This window comes from Pseudomonas sp. HR1 (assembly GCF_030175875.1).
Lineage (GTDB): Bacteria > Pseudomonadota > Gammaproteobacteria > Pseudomonadales > Pseudomonadaceae > Chryseomonas > Chryseomonas oryzihabitans.
Genome location: NZ_JASNRF010000005.1, coordinates 108,678 through 125,096, shown reverse-complemented (window position 1 = coordinate 125,096; position 16,419 = coordinate 108,678). Strand labels below are relative to the sequence as shown.

Below are 16,419 nucleotides of genomic sequence, written 5' to 3'. Positions count from 1 at the left end.
GGGTTTTTTATTGCTTCAGGCCTTACTTGGCGAAGACGTCATCCACCGACTTCAGCGGATAGTTCGCCGGATAGGGCAGCGTGGCCACGCCGGTCTCGATGGCGGCCTTGGCCACGGCATCGGATACCAAGGTGATCAGGCGCGCATCCATCGGCTTGGGAATGATGTACTCGCGGCCGAAGCTCAGGCTGTCGACCTTGTAGGCTTCGCAGACTTCCTTGGGCACCGGCAGCTTGGCCAGGTCACGCAGGGCCAGGGCGGCGGCGATCTTCATCTCTTCGTTGATGACCCGGGCGCGGACGTCCAGGGCACCGCGGAAGATGAAGGGGAAGCCGAGGACGTTGTTGACCTGGTTCGGGTAGTCGGAACGACCGGTGGCCATGATCACGTCGTCGCGGGTGGCGTGGGCCAGCTCGGGGGTGATTTCCGGATCCGGGTTGGAGCAGGCGAAGACGATGGGGTTGGCCGCCATGCGCTTGAGGCCTTCGGCCGACAGCAGATTCGGGCCGGACAGACCGACGAAGACGTCGGCACCCTCGAGGGCATCGTCCAGGGTGCGCTTGCTGGTCTCGGTGGCGAAGGCCGCCTTGTACTGGTTCAGGTCGTTGCGGCCGCTGTGGACCACGCCCTGACGGTCGATCATGTAGATGTTCTCGACCTTGGCGCCCATGCTGGCCAGGAGGCGCATGCAGGAGATGGCGGCGGCACCGGCACCCAGACAGACGATCTTGGCGTCTTCCAGGCGCTTGCCGGCGATTTCCAGGGCGTTGAGCATGCCTGCAGCGGTGACGATGGCGGTGCCGTGCTGGTCATCGTGGAACACCGGGATGTCGCACTGCTCGATCAGGGCGCGCTCGATCTCGAAGCACTCGGGCGCCTTGATGTCTTCCAGGTTGATGCCACCGAAGGTGATGGAGATGCGCTTGACGGTGTCGATGAAGGCCTGGGGGCTCTCGGCGTCCACCTCGATGTCGAAGACGTCCACACCGGCGAAGCGCTTGAACAGCACACCCTTGCCTTCCATCACCGGCTTGGAGGCCAGCGGGCCGAGGTTGCCCAGGCCGAGGATGGCGGTACCGTCGGAGATCACGGCGACCAGGTTGCCCTTGCCGGTGTAGCGGTAGGCCATTTCGGGATCGCGACCGATCTCGCGGACCGGTTCGGCGACGCCGGGGCTGTAGGCCAGGGACAGGTCGCGGGCGGTCGCGGTGGGCTTGGTCAGCTCGACGCTGAGTTTGCCGGGGCGCGGCTGGGCGTGGTATTCGAGGGCAGCGGTTTTGAGATCAGACATTATTGGTATATCCGCGTGGTGTGGGTCTTGGGTCGGGCGAGAATACGCAAAGACTCAAGGTGCCACAAGCAATCGGCCATATGCCTGAAATCAATCGCAATACGACTTTCGGCTAAAACGATTCAACCTGCAAACCCAGCATGTGCGGATCGCTCAAGGTCATCTGCCAGCGGGCGCGCCCCGCTTCCTGGCGCCGGCTGCGATCGGAAATCCAGCCCCGCGCCTCGAGCTGGCGGCCGATCCATTGATGCAGCGGCACGCCGTCGAAGGCCTCGACGAAGCGCTCGGGGACATGGACCACCAGATCGCCTTCGAACTGCAGCCAGAGGCCGCCGCGATTGCGTTCGACGTCCAGCAGACGCCCCTGCACCACGGCGAAACCGCCTTCCGCGATCCGGGTGGCGGGGGTCGGCTCCTGCTTCCAGACCCCGAGACGCGCCCGGCGCGCCTGGCTTTGCGCGGCGGCCTGACAATCGGCCAGCCGGATATTGGGCGCGATGGCGACGGCATAGCCGAGACCCTCGGCGATCAACCGGGCTTCAAGATTGTCGCCCTCGCGATCATAGAGATGTGCCAGGGTGCGGCCGTAATGGTCGGTCGCCTCGCTACCCGGCACCAGCCGCAGGCGCTCGTCGCTGGCCGCGACCAGTTCCTGCAGGCGCCGGCGCGCCGCCTCGGCATAGGGCTGGGCGGTACCGCCGGACTTGCCCAGCTCGGGCGCATTGACGCCTATCAGCCGGACCGAGCGGCCGTCGACCAGGCGCAGGGTATCGCCATCCACCACCTGCCGGACCATCACCTCCTGGCTACCAGGCAGCAGCGGGCACGCCGCCGCCAGGGCCGCGGGCGCGCCGGTCAGGCCAGAAACGAAAAAGGCGCCCCAGAGGGACGCCTTCTTCAGTGTCGAACCATGCGGAGATGGTCGACGGCAGCGCATTACTTGCTGCTGCCGAACACGCCGAAGCGCTGCTTGAAGCGGTCGATACGGCCGCCAGCGTCCAGGACCTTCTGCTTGCCGGTGTAGAACGGGTGGCATTCGGAGCAGACGTCCAGGTGAATGTTCTTGCTCAGGGTCGAGCGGGTCTTGATGACGTTGCCGCAGCTGCAGGTGGCTTCGATGGCATCGTACTGCGGATGGATATCAGCTTTCATGGGGCTATCCTCGGGGTCTAGCTGTGCCGCCACCCGGCGCCATTGCCGGATACCGCACAGATTTGGGCTGCAAATCATACCAGAGCAGCTAAGAGGTGCAAGCAGCCCCCACACCGCCCGTCTGCTACCATCGGGCTTTCCTCCTGCGAGCCCTGCCGTGCCCCTGATCCTGCGCCTGGCGCTGCCCTCCCCGCTGCGCCGCCTGTTCGACTATCTGCCGCCCAAGGGAGCGGTCGAGGAGCAGTTGCGCCCGGGCGTGCGGCTGCGGGTGCCCTTTGGCCGCCGCGAGGTGATCGGGGTCCTGATCGAGGTCGCCCAGGAGACCGAGGTGCCGGCGGACAAGCTGCGCAAGGCGCTGCAATTGCTCGACGAGCGTCCGCCACTGCCGAGCGCGCTGTTCGAACTCTGCCAGTGGTCCGCCCAGTACTATCAGCACAGCCTCGGCGACACCCTGAGCTGGGCACTTCCTGCCCTTTTGCGTCAGGGAGAACCGGCGGAGCGACGGCTGCAGCGCTTCTGGATCGCCCAACCCGACGCCCGCCCGGAAGATCCGCGCCTGGCCCGGGCGCCGCGCCAGCGCGAGGCGCTCAAGACCCTGCGCCAGCACCCCCATGGCGTGCTGCACGAATTGCTCGGCCAGCTCGGCCTGGTCAAGGACAGTCTGGACCTCCTGCAGGCCAAGGGCCTGGTCAAGGTGGAGACCCGCTATCACCAGCCGCATCGGCACCAGGGCGCCTGGCTCGCCCAGGCCGAGCTGCCGCTCAACGGCGAGCAGCGCCTGGCCTACGAAGCGGTCCGCGCCGGCAGCGGCTTCCACTGCTATCTGCTGGAAGGGGTGACCGGCAGCGGCAAGACCGAGGTCTATCTGCAGCTGATCCGCGCCACCCTGGAAGCGGGACGTCAGGCCCTGCTGCTGATCCCCGAAATCAACCTGGGGCCCCAGACCCTGGGTCGCTTCGAACAGCGCTTCAATGCGCGCATCGCCCTGCTGCATTCGGCGCTGACCGATCGCGAGCGCATGGACATCTGGCTGGCCGCCCGCGATGGCGAACTGGACATCGTGGTGGGCACCCGCTCGGCGCTGTTCACCCCACTCAAGCACCCCGGGCTGATCATCGTCGACGAAGAACATGACGCCTCCTATAAACAGCAGGAAGGCCTGAGGTACCACGCCCGCGACCTGGCGGTGGTCCGCGCGCGCTTCGAGAATCTGCCGGTGGTGCTGGGTTCGGCCACGCCCTCGCTGGAAAGCCTGCACAACGCCGAGCAGGGGCGCTACGCCCATCTGCGTCTGTCGCTCCGCGCCGGTGGCGCCCAGCCGCCGCGCTTCGAGCGCCTGGACGTGCGCAGTCGCCCCCTGGACAGCGGCCTGTCCCAACCGCTGCTCAAGGCCATGGGCGCGACCCTGGAACGCGGCCAGCAGGTGCTGGTGTTCCTCAATCGCCGCGGCTTCGCCCCTACCCTGCTCTGCCACGATTGCGGCTGGCTGGCCCAGTGCCCGCGCTGCGATGCCCGCATGACCTATCACCGCGGCTCCGGCGAGTTGCGCTGCCACCATTGCGATCAGCGCCAGACGCCCCCGCGCCACTGCCCCTCCTGCGGCAAGCTCGACCTGCGCCCGGTGGGTGCCGGCACCGAACGCGCCGAGGAACGCCTGCAGCTGCTGTTCCCGGACGTCCCGGTGCTGCGCATCGACCGCGACACCACGGCGCGCAAGGACGCCCTGGGCAAGCTGCTCAGAACCATCCACAGCGGCGCGCCCTGCATCCTGGTCGGCACCCAGATGCTCGCCAAAGGCCACCACTTTCCCAAGGTGACCCTGGTCGCCGTGCTGGACGCCGACAGCGGGCTGTTTTCCGCCGACTTCCGCGCCAGCGAGCGCATGGCCCAGCAGATCGTTCAGGTGGCCGGCCGTGCCGGGCGCGCCGAGGAACCGGGCCAGGTGCTGATCCAGACCCATCTGGCCGATCATCCGCTCATGGTGCAGCTGGCCGAGGAAGGCTATCCGGCCTTTGCCCGCCAGGCCCTGCAGGAGCGCCGCGCCGCCGGCCTGCCGCCCTTCGCCTATCTGGCGCTGCTGCGTGCCGATGCCCATCGCCAGGATCAGGTGGAGAGTTTTCTCGAGGCGGCCTATCACGTCGCCGAGGGCCTGGCGGTCAATCTCGCCCTGCCCCAGGTGGAGTTGCTTGGTCCGGTACCGGCGCCAATGGAAAGACGCGCCGGTCGCCATCGGGCCCAGTTGCTGCTGCAGAGCAGCAGTCGCGCGCCCCTGCACCGGCTGCTGGGCATCTGGGTCGTCCAGCTGGAAAGCCTGCCCGAAGCCCGCCAGGTGCGCTGGTCGCTGGATGTGGATCCCATCGATCTCTTCTAGTGGCATAGGCTTACCATTGGCAAGGCCGGGCTCGCCACGGATAATGCCGGGTTTTCATCGCAGTGCGCGCTCGGCGCACGCCGAAGGCCAAAGACCATGAAAGACAGCATCCGCCAGCTCATCCAGCACGCCCTCGACCGCCTGATCGCCGACGGCACCCTGCCGGCCGACGTGGCCCCGGCCATCCAGGTCGAGAACACCAAGGACAAGAGCCACGGCGATTTCGCCAGCAACGTCGCCCTGCTGCTGGCCAAACCGGCTCGGGCCAAGCCCCGTGACCTGGCCGAGAAGCTGCTGGCCGCCCTGCCCGCCGATCCGGCGGTGAGCAAGGTGGAGATCGCCGGCCCCGGCTTTCTCAACTTCTTCCAGAATCATGCGCAACTGGCCGCGCGGCTGGATGCGGCCTTCGCCGATCCGCACCTGGGCGTGCCCAGCCACGAGCCGCGTCAGCGCGTGGTGGTGGACCTCTCCTCGCCGAACCTGGCCAAGGAGATGCACGTCGGTCACCTGAGATCCACCATCATTGGTGATGCCGTGGCGCGGGTGCTGGAATTCCTCGGCGACGAGGTGATCCGCCAGAACCACGTGGGTGACTGGGGTACCCAGTTCGGCATGCTGCTGGCCTACATGGAAGAGCAGCCCCAGGCCGCCGAAGGCGAGCTGGCCGATCTCGAGGTGTTCTATCGCGCCGCCAAGGGCCGCTTCGACGCCTCGCCGGAATTCGCCGCTCGCGCCCGCGAACTGGTGGTGGCGCTGCAGGCGGGTGATGCCCACTGCCTGCGGCTCTGGGAGCGATTCAATGCCGTCTCCCTGTCCCACTGCCAGGAGGTCTACGATCGCCTCAACGTCAAGCTGACCCCGGCCGACGTCAAGGGCGAGAGCGCCTACAACGACGATCTGGCGCAAGTGGTGGCCGATCTGGACGCCGCCGGTTTGCTCACCGAGAGCGACGGCGCCCGCTGCGTCTTCCTCGACGAATTCAAGAACGCCGAGGGCAATCCGCTGCCGGTGATCGTGCAGAAGGCCGGCGGTGGCTATCTCTATTCCACCACCGACCTGGCCGCCATGCGCTATCGCAGCCGCCAGCTGCACGCCGATCGCACGCTCTACTTCGTCGATCAGCGTCAGGCCCTGCACTTCCAGATGGCCTTCGAGGTGGCGCGCCGCGCCGGTTTCGTCGATGCGGCCATGGACCTCGAGCACATGGGCTTCGGCACCATGAACGGCGCCGACGGCCGTCCGTTCAAGACCCGCGACGGTGGCACCGTCAAGCTGGTCGACCTGCTCGACGAAGCAGAGGAACGTGCCTACCAGTTGGTCAAGGAGCGCAATGCCGGTCGCGCCGAGCGTGGCGAAGCGCCCTTCAGCGAGGACGAATTGCGCCACATCGGCCGCGTGGTGGGCATCGCCTCGGTCAAGTACGCCGACCTGTCCAAGCACCGTACCAGCGACTACAGCTTCAACTTCGAACAGATGCTCAGCTTCGAGGGCAACACCGCGCCCTATCTGCTGTATGCCTACACCCGCGTCGCCAGCGTGCTGCGCAAGGCCGAGCAGAACGACCCCGCCGGCAGCATCCGCCTGGACGCGCCCCAGGAGCAGGACCTCGGCGGACGTCTGGCGCAATTCGGCGAGATCCTCGCCAGCGTTGCCGACAAGGGCACCCCGCACCTGCTGTGCAGCTACCTCTATGACCTGGCCGGCCTGTTCTCCAGCTTCTACGAGAATTGCCCGATCCTGACCGCCGAGGACGCCGCCCTGCGCCAGAGCCGCCTGCGGCTGGCCGCCCTGACCGGGCGCACCCTCAAGCAGGGTCTGGAACTGCTCGGTCTGCACACCCTGGAACGCATGTAAGAGACGGATCACCGCCTGATGGCCACCAAGAAAGCCCCACCCAAGCGCGGCGCCAGTCGCAACACCTCGGCTCCCAAGAAACAGCCCCTGCCCGGCTGGGTCTGGCTCGCGTCGGGTCTGGCCATCGGGGCCTTCGTGGTGTTCCTGATGAAGCTCGAACCGGGCAACAAGGCGGTGCAGCGCGCCAAGCCGGAAGAGGGTCGCCCGGCCGCCGCGGCGGGCAACGGCAAGCCGGCCGCGACCGCCGCCGGCAAGACCGAGGGCACGCCGCCCACGCCGATCAAGCCCAAGTACGATTTCTATACCCTGCTGCCGGAATCCGAGGTGATCGTGCCGCCGGATGCCGTGCCGCGCAATCCGGCCGCCAAGCCGGCCACCCCGGCCAAGCCGGATGCCGCCGCGACCCCGGCGCAACCTGGCCAGGCGGCCACGGCGACACCGGCCACGCCCGCGACTACGCCGGGCCAGCCGGCCGCCACGCCGCCCAAGGAAGCCACCACCAAGGCCCAGCCGCCGGTGACGCTGTTCTTCCTCCAAGCCGGGTCCTTCCGCACCCAGGCCGATGCCGACCGGGTCCGCGCCCAGATCATCATGCTTGGCCAGGACGTGCGGGTGGAGTCGGGCAAGGTCAAGGACGACACCTGGTACCGGGTACTGGTCGGTCCCTACAGCGATCGCGACCAGCTGACCCAGGCGCAGAAACAGCTCGCCGGCAGCGGCTTCAAGAATCTGTTGCTGCAACAGCGACGCGGTCACTGATCGGAGCAATCCCTCGCCGCGGCGCTTGAAGGGCGTCGCGGCCATCCCCATATCTCCGCGTAACCGGGGCTGACTGCCCCAAGCAACGCGGAGAGATTCCCTTGACCACCATCGTTTCTGTACGCCGCAACGGCAAGGTCGTGATCGGCGGCGACGGCCAGGTTTCCCTGGGCAATACCGTCATGAAAGGCAACGCCAAGAAAGTCCGGCGGCTGTACCGGGGCGAGGTGCTGGCCGGTTTCGCCGGCGGTACCGCCGACGCCTTTACCCTCTTCGAGCGCTTCGAGGCGCAACTCGAGAAGCACCAGGGCCACCTGGTCCGGGCCGCCGTCGAGCTGGCCAAGGACTGGCGCACCGACCGCGCCCTGCGCCGCCTGGAAGCCATGCTGGCGGTCGCCAACAAGGACGCTTCCCTGATCATCACCGGCAATGGCGACGTGGTGGAGCCCGAAGAAGGCCTGATCGCCATGGGTTCCGGTGGCGCCTATGCCCAGGCCGCCGCCCGCGCCCTGCTCATGCACACCGACCTGGGTGCCCGCGAGATTGCCGAGACCGCCCTGAATATCGCCGGTGACATCTGCGTGTTCACCAACCGCAACCTGACCATCGAGGAGCTGGACGCGCCCCAGGCGTGATCCGGTTTAGAGACTGCCCATGTCCATGACCCCCCGCGAGATCGTCCACGAACTCAATCGCCACATCATCGGCCAGGACGACGCCAAGCGCGCTGTGGCCATCGCCCTGCGCAACCGCTGGCGGCGCATGCAGCTGCCGGTCGAGCTGCGCCCCGAGGTCACGCCCAAGAACATCCTGATGATTGGCCCGACGGGTGTGGGCAAGACCGAAATCGCCCGCCGTCTGGCCAAGCTGGCCAATGCGCCCTTCCTCAAGGTGGAAGCCACCAAGTTCACCGAGGTCGGCTATGTCGGCCGCGACGTCGAGTCCATCATCCGTGACCTCGCCGATGCCGCGGTGAAGATGCTGCGCGAGCAGGAGATGGTGCGTAACCGCCATCGCGCCGAAGACGCCGCCGAAGAGCGCATCCTCGATGCCCTGCTGCCGCCGGCGCGTCCCTCGGTAGGCTTCAGCAACGAACCCCAGCCGGCGTCGACCGATAGCAACACCCGCCAGCTGTTCCGCAAGCGCCTGCGTGAAGGCCAGCTGGACGACAAGGAAATCGACATCGAGGTGGCCGATGCCCCTGCCGGCGTCGAGATCATGACCCCGCCCGGCATGGAGGAGATGACCAGCCAGCTGCAGAATCTCTTCGCCGGCATGCACAAGGGCAAGACCAAGCAGCGCAAGCTCAAGGTCAAGGAAGCGCTCAAGCTGGTGCGTGACGAGGAAGCCGCCCGTCTGGTCAACGAAGAAGAACTCAAGGGCCGCGCCCTGGAAGCCGTCGAACAGCACGGCATCGTCTTCATCGACGAGATCGACAAGGTCGCCAAGCGCGGCAACACCAGCGGTGCCGATGTGTCCCGCGAAGGCGTGCAGCGCGACCTGCTGCCGCTGATCGAGGGCTGCACCGTCAACACCAAGCTGGGCATGGTCAAGACCGACCATATCCTGTTCATCGCCTCGGGCGCCTTCCACCTGTCCAAGCCCAGCGATCTGGTGCCGGAGCTGCAGGGTCGTCTGCCGATCCGCGTCGAGCTCAAGGCGCTGACCCCGCAGGACTTCGAGCGCATCCTCACCGAGCCGCACGCCTCGCTCACCGAGCAGTATCGCGAGCTGCTCAAGACCGAGGGGCTGCACGTGGACTTCGCCGCCGACGGCATCACCCGCATCGCCGAGATCGCCTGGCAGGTCAACGAGAAGACCGAGAACATCGGTGCCCGGCGCCTGCACACCCTGCTGGAGCGCCTGCTCGAAGAGGTGTCCTTCAGCGCCGCCGACCTCGCCGGCCAGCAGAATGGCGAGCCCATCGTCATCGACGCGGCCTATGTGAACGGCCACCTGGGCGAACTGGCCCAGGACGAAGACCTGTCGCGCTATATACTGTAACGGTAGGTTTGGTGCATTCGTGATCGCGGCCATCGGCCGCTCCTACAGGAGACATCGAACCCTGTAGGAGCGGCCGCATCGGCGGACCGCCATGGCCGCGATGGCCTCAGGCAAAGACTGCAAAACCGCTCAGAGAACCTCACCATGCGTACTCCCACCGCCATCCAGCTCCACAAGGCTTCGAAGACCCTCAGCGTCAGCTATGGCGCGGAAACCTTCGAGCTGCCCGCCGAATTCCTGCGCGTGCATTCGCCCTCGGCCGAGGTTCAGGGACACGGCAATCCGGTATTGCAGTGGGGCAAGCAGCAGGTCGGCATCAGCGCCGTCGAACCGGCCGGGCGCTATGCCATCAAGCTGACCTTCGACGACGGCCACGACAGCGGCCTGTTCAGCTGGGACTATCTCTATGAACTGGGCAGTCGCCGCGACGCGCTCTGGGCCGACTACCTGGAACAACTGGCCCGCGCCGGCAAGACGCGGGACCCGCATGTCAGCGCGGTCAAGCTGATGCTCTGAGCGGCCTCAGGCCGCCAGGGCCTTGTCCAGCTTGCGCTCGATTTCCTTCTCGATCTGGCCACTGAGCATCGAGAACATCATGCCCAGGGTCGCCAGCACCCGCACCCGGTCCTCACCGACCTCGATCCGCCCATCCACGCCGCTGCGCGTGAACTTCAGGGTATCGCCTTCCCAGGCGCAGGCCACCCCATAGTCGCGCGTGAGTTTTTCCGCCAGCTGGTCGGTCTTTTGGCGAACGCTTTCCAGGCCGAGCGAATGGCTGCGTTCGATGGTGATCTGGGACATCGGGGAACTCCGGATAAGGGGCCCTGACTATAGCGAGGGCCCGGCACCTCGCCAATCGCGAGAACCGAGCGGTCAGCCAGGTTTTAGCCAGGCAAGCCGGGCGATCCCCCTGCTAGAATGCCCTCTTGTCCCTGTCCCAGGTGTAGCCCCATGAGCGATCCGCGCAAAGGCCCCGAGGCCGAATCCCAGACCCACTTCGGCTACCAGAGCGTTCCGGAGAGCCAGAAGGCTTACAAGGTCGCGGAAGTCTTCCATTCGGTCGCGGCCAAGTACGATGTGATGAACGACCTGATGTCGGCGGGCATCCACCGGCTGTGGAAGAGATTCACCATCGAACTCTCCGGCGTGCGCCGCGGCAACCGAGTGTTGGACATCGCCGGCGGTACCGGCGACCTGACCAAGCAGTTCGCCCGCCTGGTCGGCCCCACCGGCGAGGTGGTCCTGGCCGACATCAACGATTCCATGCTCAGGGTCGGACGCGACCGCCTGCTCGACGAAGGCGTCGCCAGCAACGTGCGCTTCGTTCAGGCCGATGCCGAGAAGCTGCCCTTCCCCGACAACCACTTCGACTGCATCACCATCGCCTTCGGTCTGCGCAACGTCACCCACAAGGACCAGGCGCTGGCCTCCATGCTGCGCGTGCTCAAGCCCGGCGGCCGGCTGCTGGTGCTGGAATTCTCCAAGCCCACCAATCCGCTGGTGTCCAAGGCCTATGACGCCTATTCCTTCGGCTTCCTGCCGCTGATGGGCAAGCTGGTGGCCGGTGACGCCGACAGCTATCGCTACCTGGCCGAATCCATCCGCATGCACCCCGACCAGCAGACCCTCAAGGCCATGATGGAAGAGACCGGCTTCGCCCGGGTGACCTTCCACAACATGACCGGCGGCGTGGTCGCCCTGCACCGCGGCATCAAGCCCTGATGGCCCTCGTCACCCAGGCGTTGCTGGCCGCGCTAGAGCGTGGCCTGAATCCGCTGCTGGCGCTGGATCCGGTGGCGCTGCCGCGACTGGCCGGCCTGACCGGCCGGGTGATCGCGGTCCAGACCCGGCAACCGGCGTTGCGCCTCTACATCCTGCCCGCGGGTGACGGCCTGCACTTCGCCGCCCATCACGAGGGCGACATCGACTGCACCCTGAGCGCCCCGGCGACGCGCCTGGCCGAGCTGGCCCTGGCCCGCGACAAGCAGCGGGTGCTGCACCAGCCGGACGTCCGCCTGGAAGGCGACAGCACCCTGCTGATCGAGCTGTCCGACATCCTGCAGAAGCTCGAGCTGGACTGGCAGCACGAGGTCAGTCGCTGGCTCGGCCCGCTGCCCGCGGCCTTGCTCGGCGATCTGGCCCGGCGTGGCCAGGCCCTTGGCGAACAGAGTCGTGACAGTCTGCAGCTGACGCTGTCCAACTGGCTGAACGAAGAGAGTCGTCAGCTGGTCGGCCGCCTGGAAGGCGAGGCCCGCTTCGCCGAGATCGATGCCCTGCGCCTGGACGTGGATCGTCTCGACGCCCGTCTCGCCCGCCTGGGCACCGCCCGCAACGCCAGGGATAACCCCGACGAATGAAGCTGTTCGCTGCCCTCAACCGCCTGTTGCGGATCTTCTTCGTGGTGATCCGCTATCGGCTGGACGACATCGTCTACGCCCTGCCGCTGCCCTGGTACCTGCGCGCCACCCGTTATGTGCTGCCCTGGCGCTGGCTGCCGCGGCCGAGCAAGACCCTGCCGCGCGGCGCCCGCCTGCGCCTGGCGCTGGAAGGCCTGGGCCCGGTGTTCGTCAAGTTCGGCCAAATCCTCTCCACCCGCCGCGACCTCATGCCCGAGGATATCGCCGACGAACTGATGTTCCTGCAGGACAAGGTCCCGCCCTTTCCACCGGAAAAGGCCGTGGCGCTTATCGAGTCGCAACTCGGCGTCCCCATCAAGCAGGCCTTCGCCCGTTTCGACCACCAGCCGCTGGCCTCGGCCTCGGTGGCCCAGGTGCATGCCGCCCAGCTGCGCACCGGCGAAGAGGTGGTGGTCAAGGTGGTACGGCCAGGCCTGAAGGGCATCATCAGCCAGGACATCGCCTGGCTGTTCCTGCTGGCGCGCATGGCCGAGCGGCTGTCCGCCGAAGCCCGCCGCCTGCACCCGATGGACGTGGTCAGCGACTACGAGAAGACCATCTACGACGAACTGGACCTCCTGCGCGAAGCCGCCAACTCCAGCCAGCTCAGACGCAATTTCGACGGTTCCGAGCGCCTCTATGTGCCCCAGGTGTACTGGGACTGGTGCCGCGAGCGGGTGCTGGTCATGGAGCGCATCTACGGCATCCCGGTGACCGACCTGGCCGCGCTGCGCGACCAGGGCACCGACTTCAAGCTGCTGGCCGAGCGCGGCGTGGAGATCTTCTTCACCCAGGTGTTCCGCGACAGCTTCTTCCATGCCGACATGCACCCGGGCAACATCTTCGTCAGCACCGCCAAGCCTTGGGATCCGCTCTATATCGCGGTGGACTGCGGCATCATCGGCAGCCTGACCCCCGAGGACCAGGACTACCTGGCGCGCAACCTCTGGGCCTTCTTCCAGCGCGACTACCGCAAGGTCGCCCAGCTGCACATCGACTCCGGCTGGGTACCGGCCAACACCCAGGTCAACGAACTGGAAGCGGCCATCCGCACCGTCTGCGAACCCATCTTCGAGAAACCGCTCAAGGACATCTCCTTCGGGCAGCTGCTGCTGCGACTGTTCCAGGTGGCACGCCGCTTCAACATGGAAATCCAGCCGCAGCTGGTGCTGCTGCAGAAGACCCTGCTCAACATCGAAGGCCTGGGCCGCCAGCTCTATCCGGACCTGGACCTCTGGTCCACCGCCAAGCCCTATCTGGAAAAGTGGATGCGCAAGCGGCTGAGTCCGCCCCAGGTCGCCCGCAACATCCAGCAGCAACTGGAGCAGATCCCGCATCTGGCGCAGATGGCCCGCGACACCCTGGAACGCATCACCCAGCCCCACCGCAAGGACCCGCCCAATCCCTGGGGGGATCGCCGCGACGACTGGATCGTGCGCGTCATAGGCGCGGTGCTGCTGGTGGGCGCCGCCCAGCTGGGTCTCGAACCCCAGCCCCATGCCTGGCCGGCCTGGGCCATGCTGGTCGGCGGCCTGGTTCTGGTGATCAGGCGCTGAACTCCTTAAGCTGTAACCGTCCTGTCATTTTTATCGGGCGAAATACACGCCCTCAGCCACTGGTGCCCTGCCGCTGTATTCGAGCCGCGTCTTGTGCGAGGCTGGTACCCTAAATTCGTAGTACTGAACAGACCGATGAGCGACTGGTTAGACGAGATCCACTGGAACAGCGATGGCCTGGTACCGGCCATCGCCCAGGACCCCACCTCGGGGCGCATCCTGATGATGGCCTGGATGAACCGCGAATCCCTGGCCCTGACCGCTGCCGAAGGCCGTGCCGTCTACTGGTCGCGTTCGCGCAACCGGCTGTGGCGCAAGGGCGAGGAATCCGGGCACGTGCAGCGCGTCCTCGAGCTGCGCCTGGATTGCGATGCCGACGTGGTGGTGCTGCAAGTGGAACAGCTCGGTGGCATCGCCTGCCATACCGGCCGGGAAAGCTGCTTCTATCGCGTGTTGCGCGAGGGCCAGTGGGAGACCGTCGATCCGGTGGTCAAGGACCCCAGTGCCATCTATGCCGGAGGGCACGGCCATGACTGACACCCTCGCGCGCCTGGCGCAGGTGCTGGAAGAACGCAAGCAGGCCGCCCCGGACTCCTCCTATGTGGCCAGCCTCTACCACAAGGGTCTGAACAAGATCCTGGAAAAGGTCGGCGAAGAAAGCGTCGAGACCATTCTCGCCGCCAAGGACGCCGCCATCAGCCAGCAATACGACGACGTCATCTACGAGACCGCCGACCTCTGGTTCCACAGCCTGATCATGCTCTCGGCCCTGGGCCAGCATCCCCAGGCCGTGCTGGACGAGCTGGATCGTCGTTTCGGCCTCTCCGGGCACGCCGAAAAGGCCGCCCGCACTCAATCCTGACCCCAAGCTTCGCAACGAGGAAAGACCATGGGTATCTTCGACTGGAAACACTGGATCGTCATCCTGCTCGTCGTGGTGATCGTCTTTGGCACCAAACGCCTGAAGCATCTGGGCTCCGACGTGGGCGAAGCCATCAAGGGCTTCCGCAAGGCCATGCACACCGACGAGGACGACAAGGCCGAACAGCCGGCGTCCACCGCCAGCACGGCCAACCCGAACGCTCCCCTGAATCGCCCCCAGACCTTCGATGCCGAGCACCGCAAGGTCGAAGAGCCGGTGGTGCGCAAGGACTAAGGCCCCGCCATGTTCGGAATCAGCTTTCCCGAAATGATGCTGGTGGGGTTCGTCGCCCTGCTGGTGCTGGGCCCGGAACGCCTGCCCGGTGCCGCGCGCACCGCGGGTCTGTGGATCGGTCGCCTGAGGCGCAGCTTCAACAGCATCCGCCAGGAAGTGGAGCGCGAGATCGGCGCTGACGAAATTCGCCAGCAACTGCGCAACGAGCATATCCTGTCCATGGAACAGCGCGACAACCGGCCCAAGCCTGCCGCCTCCACCCCGGAAGCCCAGACCCCACCGGCCGCCGTTGCTCCGCCCATGCCCCAGGACGTGGTTGCCGAACGCCCGCAGGATCCGCCCCAGACGCCGCCAAGAGCACCATGAGCGACAAGCCTTCCGAACACGATGACCAGGAAATGCCCCTGGTCTCGCACCTCACCGAATTGCGCACCCGCATCCTCCGATGCGTGCTGGCGACCTTTCTGATCTTTCTCGGGCTGTTCTACTTCGCCCAGAAGATCTATGCCTTCGCCTCCGAGCCGATCCGCCGCGTCCTTCCCGAGGGCGCGACCATGATCTCCACGGACGTCACCTCGCCGTTCCTGGCGCCCTTCAAGCTGACGCTGGTGGTGTCGCTGTTCATCGCCATGCCGGTGATCCTGCACCAGGTCTGGGGGTTCGTCGCGCCCGGGCTCTATCGTCACGAGAAGAAGGTCGCCATCCCGCTGCTGATCTCCAGCATCGTGCTGTTCTACGCCGGCATGGCCTTCGCCTACTTCCTGGTGTTCCCGATCATCTTCCACTTCTTCAGCAGCATCACGCCGGAAGGCGCCATGATGATGCCGGATCTCAACGCCTACCTGGATTTCATCCTGACGCTGTTCTTCGCCTTTGGCGTCGCCTTCGAGATTCCGGTGGCCACCGTGCTGCTGATCTGGATCGGCGTGGTCGACGTGGCCTACCTGAAGAAGATCCGCCCCTACGTCATCATCGGCTGTTTCGTGGTCGGCATGATCCTGACCCCGCCGGACGTCTTCTCCCAGACCATGCTGGCCGTACCCATGTGGCTGCTGTTCGAGATCGGCCTGCTATTTGGCCGCTTCGTGCAGAAGCGCGAGCGCCCGCTGGGCGACGAAGACGCCGCCCCCGAAGCCCAACCGCCCGCCGAACGTCCGTGAATCTGATCCTGCTCGAAGCGGCCGACTTCATGGCCGCTGACCGGGTCGTGCTGCGCGATCCACGCCGTCTCGCCCATCTGCGCGAGGTTCACCAGGCGGCTGCCGGCGACCGGATGCGCGTCGGCCTCCTGGATGGCCTGATGGGTACCGGCCAGATCGAGTCCCTCGACGCCGGCCAGGCCTGCCTGACCGTCACCCTCGACCAGCCACCGCCGGCCAAGCTGCCGCTCACTCTGCTGCTGGCCCTGCCCCGTCCCAAGATGCTGCGCCGGGTACTGCAGACCGTGTCCGCCATGGGCGTCGCGCGCCTGGTGCTACTGAACAGCTACCGGGTGGAAAAGAGCTTCTGGCAGACCCCGTTCCTCGAGCCCGCGGCTATCGAGGAGCAATTGCGCCTGGGACTGGAGCAGGCCCGGGACACGGTGCTGCCGGAGGTGCTGATCGAAAAGCGATTCAAGCCCTTCGTCGAGGATCGCCTGCCCGCGCTCGTCGCCGGCACCCGCGGCCTGGTCGGTCATCCGGGCAACTACCCGGCCTGCCCTCGCGCCCTCAACGAGCCCGTGACGCTGGCGATCGGTCCCGAGGGTGGCTGGATACCCTATGAGGTCGAAAAGCTGCAGGAAGCGGGTCTGGCGCCCGTACAGCTCGGTGAGCGCATCCTGCGCGTCGAGAACGCCGTACCCGCCCTCCTCGCCCGCCTGTTCTAGCCCGACCACGGAC

General features: G+C 66.5%; 19 protein-coding genes. 15 read left to right on the top strand and 4 right to left on the bottom strand.

The genetic code is table 11. The annotated features are described in order from the left end of the window. Positions 1 to 22 precede the first annotated feature (22 nt). The 3 genes from QKY98_RS18380 to rpmE form a co-directional block, all read right to left on the bottom strand. A complete protein-coding gene (locus tag QKY98_RS18380; RefSeq protein WP_007161620.1) occupies positions 23 to 1,291 on the bottom strand; it encodes a malic enzyme-like NAD(P)-binding protein in 1,269 nt (422 codons plus the stop codon). A 112-nt stretch (positions 1,292 to 1,403) separates the two neighbouring features. After that, on the bottom strand, positions 1,404 to 2,228 hold the full coding sequence (locus tag QKY98_RS18375) for a thermonuclease family protein (RefSeq protein ID WP_223855406.1): 825 nt from the start codon (positions 2,226 to 2,228) through the stop codon (positions 1,404 to 1,406). Continuing rightward, a complete protein-coding gene (gene rpmE, locus QKY98_RS18370) occupies positions 2,228 to 2,443 on the bottom strand; it encodes a 50S ribosomal protein L31 (RefSeq protein ID WP_007161618.1) in 216 nt (71 codons plus the stop codon). The genes QKY98_RS18375 and rpmE overlap by 1 nt, the downstream gene beginning before the upstream one ends. Before the next feature lie 157 nt (positions 2,444 to 2,600). On the opposite strand from rpmE, the gene QKY98_RS18365 reads away from it, so the two are divergent. The 6 genes from QKY98_RS18365 (at position 2,601) to QKY98_RS18340 (ending at position 9,947) form a co-directional block, all read left to right on the top strand. Beyond that, positions 2,601 to 4,814, top strand: coding sequence for a primosomal protein N' (locus QKY98_RS18365; RefSeq protein WP_284671366.1), 2,214 nt, complete (start codon positions 2,601 to 2,603; stop codon positions 4,812 to 4,814). 96 nt (positions 4,815 to 4,910) lie between these two features. Further along, positions 4,911 to 6,668 carry an arginine--tRNA ligase gene (argS, locus tag QKY98_RS18360; RefSeq protein ID WP_284671365.1) on the top strand — a complete coding sequence of 586 codons (1,758 nt, stop codon included), beginning with the start codon at positions 4,911 to 4,913 and terminating at the stop codon, positions 6,666 to 6,668. A gap of 18 nt (positions 6,669 to 6,686) precedes the next feature. After that, positions 6,687 to 7,427, top strand: a complete 741-nt coding sequence (locus tag QKY98_RS18355) for an SPOR domain-containing protein (RefSeq protein WP_007161615.1) — start codon at positions 6,687 to 6,689, stop codon at positions 7,425 to 7,427. 101 nt (positions 7,428 to 7,528) lie between these two features. Beyond that, positions 7,529 to 8,062 carry an ATP-dependent protease subunit HslV gene (gene hslV / locus QKY98_RS18350; RefSeq protein ID WP_007161614.1) on the top strand — a complete coding sequence of 178 codons (534 nt, stop codon included), beginning with the start codon at positions 7,529 to 7,531 and terminating at the stop codon, positions 8,060 to 8,062. A 19-nt stretch (positions 8,063 to 8,081) separates the two neighbouring features. After that, positions 8,082 to 9,431, top strand: a complete 1,350-nt coding sequence (gene hslU / locus QKY98_RS18345; protein WP_007161613.1) for an ATP-dependent protease ATPase subunit HslU — start codon at positions 8,082 to 8,084, stop codon at positions 9,429 to 9,431. Between the two features lie 144 nt (positions 9,432 to 9,575). Beyond that, positions 9,576 to 9,947: a gamma-butyrobetaine hydroxylase family protein gene (locus tag QKY98_RS18340; protein ID WP_007161612.1), complete on the top strand. Its 372-nt coding sequence runs from the start codon at positions 9,576 to 9,578 to the stop codon at positions 9,945 to 9,947. Positions 9,948 to 9,953: 6 nt separating this feature from the next. On the opposite strand, the gene QKY98_RS18335 is transcribed toward QKY98_RS18340, so the two are convergent. Next, entirely contained in the window at positions 9,954 to 10,232 is a 279-nt protein-coding gene (locus QKY98_RS18335) for a polyhydroxyalkanoic acid system family protein (RefSeq protein ID WP_027598922.1), read from the bottom strand. Between the two features lie 150 nt (positions 10,233 to 10,382). Between QKY98_RS18335 and ubiE the strand changes: the two genes are divergently transcribed. From ubiE to QKY98_RS18290, 9 genes are all read left to right on the top strand, one after another. After that, a complete protein-coding gene (gene ubiE / locus QKY98_RS18330) occupies positions 10,383 to 11,153 on the top strand; it encodes a bifunctional demethylmenaquinone methyltransferase/2-methoxy-6-polyprenyl-1,4-benzoquinol methylase UbiE (RefSeq protein WP_007161610.1) in 771 nt (256 codons plus the stop codon). Further along, a complete protein-coding gene (locus QKY98_RS18325; protein WP_037007730.1) occupies positions 11,153 to 11,788 on the top strand; it encodes a ubiquinone biosynthesis accessory factor UbiJ in 636 nt (211 codons plus the stop codon). Before ubiE ends, QKY98_RS18325 begins: the two co-directional genes overlap by 1 nt. Continuing rightward, positions 11,785 to 13,383 carry a ubiquinone biosynthesis regulatory protein kinase UbiB gene (gene ubiB, locus QKY98_RS18320; protein WP_007161608.1) on the top strand — a complete coding sequence of 533 codons (1,599 nt, stop codon included), beginning with the start codon at positions 11,785 to 11,787 and terminating at the stop codon, positions 13,381 to 13,383. Before QKY98_RS18325 ends, ubiB begins: the two co-directional genes overlap by 4 nt. A gap of 135 nt (positions 13,384 to 13,518) precedes the next feature. Beyond that, positions 13,519 to 13,920, top strand: coding sequence for a phosphoribosyl-AMP cyclohydrolase (gene hisI, locus QKY98_RS18315; RefSeq protein ID WP_058791511.1), 402 nt, complete (start codon positions 13,519 to 13,521; stop codon positions 13,918 to 13,920). Further along, entirely contained in the window at positions 13,913 to 14,245 is a 333-nt protein-coding gene (locus QKY98_RS18310) for a phosphoribosyl-ATP diphosphatase (protein ID WP_007161606.1), read from the top strand. The genes hisI and QKY98_RS18310 overlap by 8 nt, the downstream gene beginning before the upstream one ends. 27 nt (positions 14,246 to 14,272) lie before the next feature. Continuing rightward, the gene (locus QKY98_RS18305) at positions 14,273 to 14,539 is read left to right on the top strand and encodes a twin-arginine translocase TatA/TatE family subunit (RefSeq protein WP_027598925.1); all 267 of its coding nucleotides are present in this window, start codon (positions 14,273 to 14,275) and stop codon (positions 14,537 to 14,539) included. Positions 14,540 to 14,548: 9 nt separating this feature from the next. Further along, positions 14,549 to 14,905, top strand: coding sequence for a Sec-independent protein translocase protein TatB (gene tatB, locus QKY98_RS18300; protein WP_007161604.1), 357 nt, complete (start codon positions 14,549 to 14,551; stop codon positions 14,903 to 14,905). Beyond that, a complete protein-coding gene (gene tatC / locus QKY98_RS18295; protein ID WP_027602898.1) occupies positions 14,902 to 15,699 on the top strand; it encodes a twin-arginine translocase subunit TatC in 798 nt (265 codons plus the stop codon). The genes tatB and tatC overlap by 4 nt, the downstream gene beginning before the upstream one ends. After that, the gene (locus tag QKY98_RS18290; RefSeq protein ID WP_144961964.1) at positions 15,696 to 16,406 is read left to right on the top strand and encodes a 16S rRNA (uracil(1498)-N(3))-methyltransferase; all 711 of its coding nucleotides are present in this window, start codon (positions 15,696 to 15,698) and stop codon (positions 16,404 to 16,406) included. Before tatC ends, QKY98_RS18290 begins: the two co-directional genes overlap by 4 nt. The last annotated feature ends 13 nt before the right edge of the window (positions 16,407 to 16,419 follow it).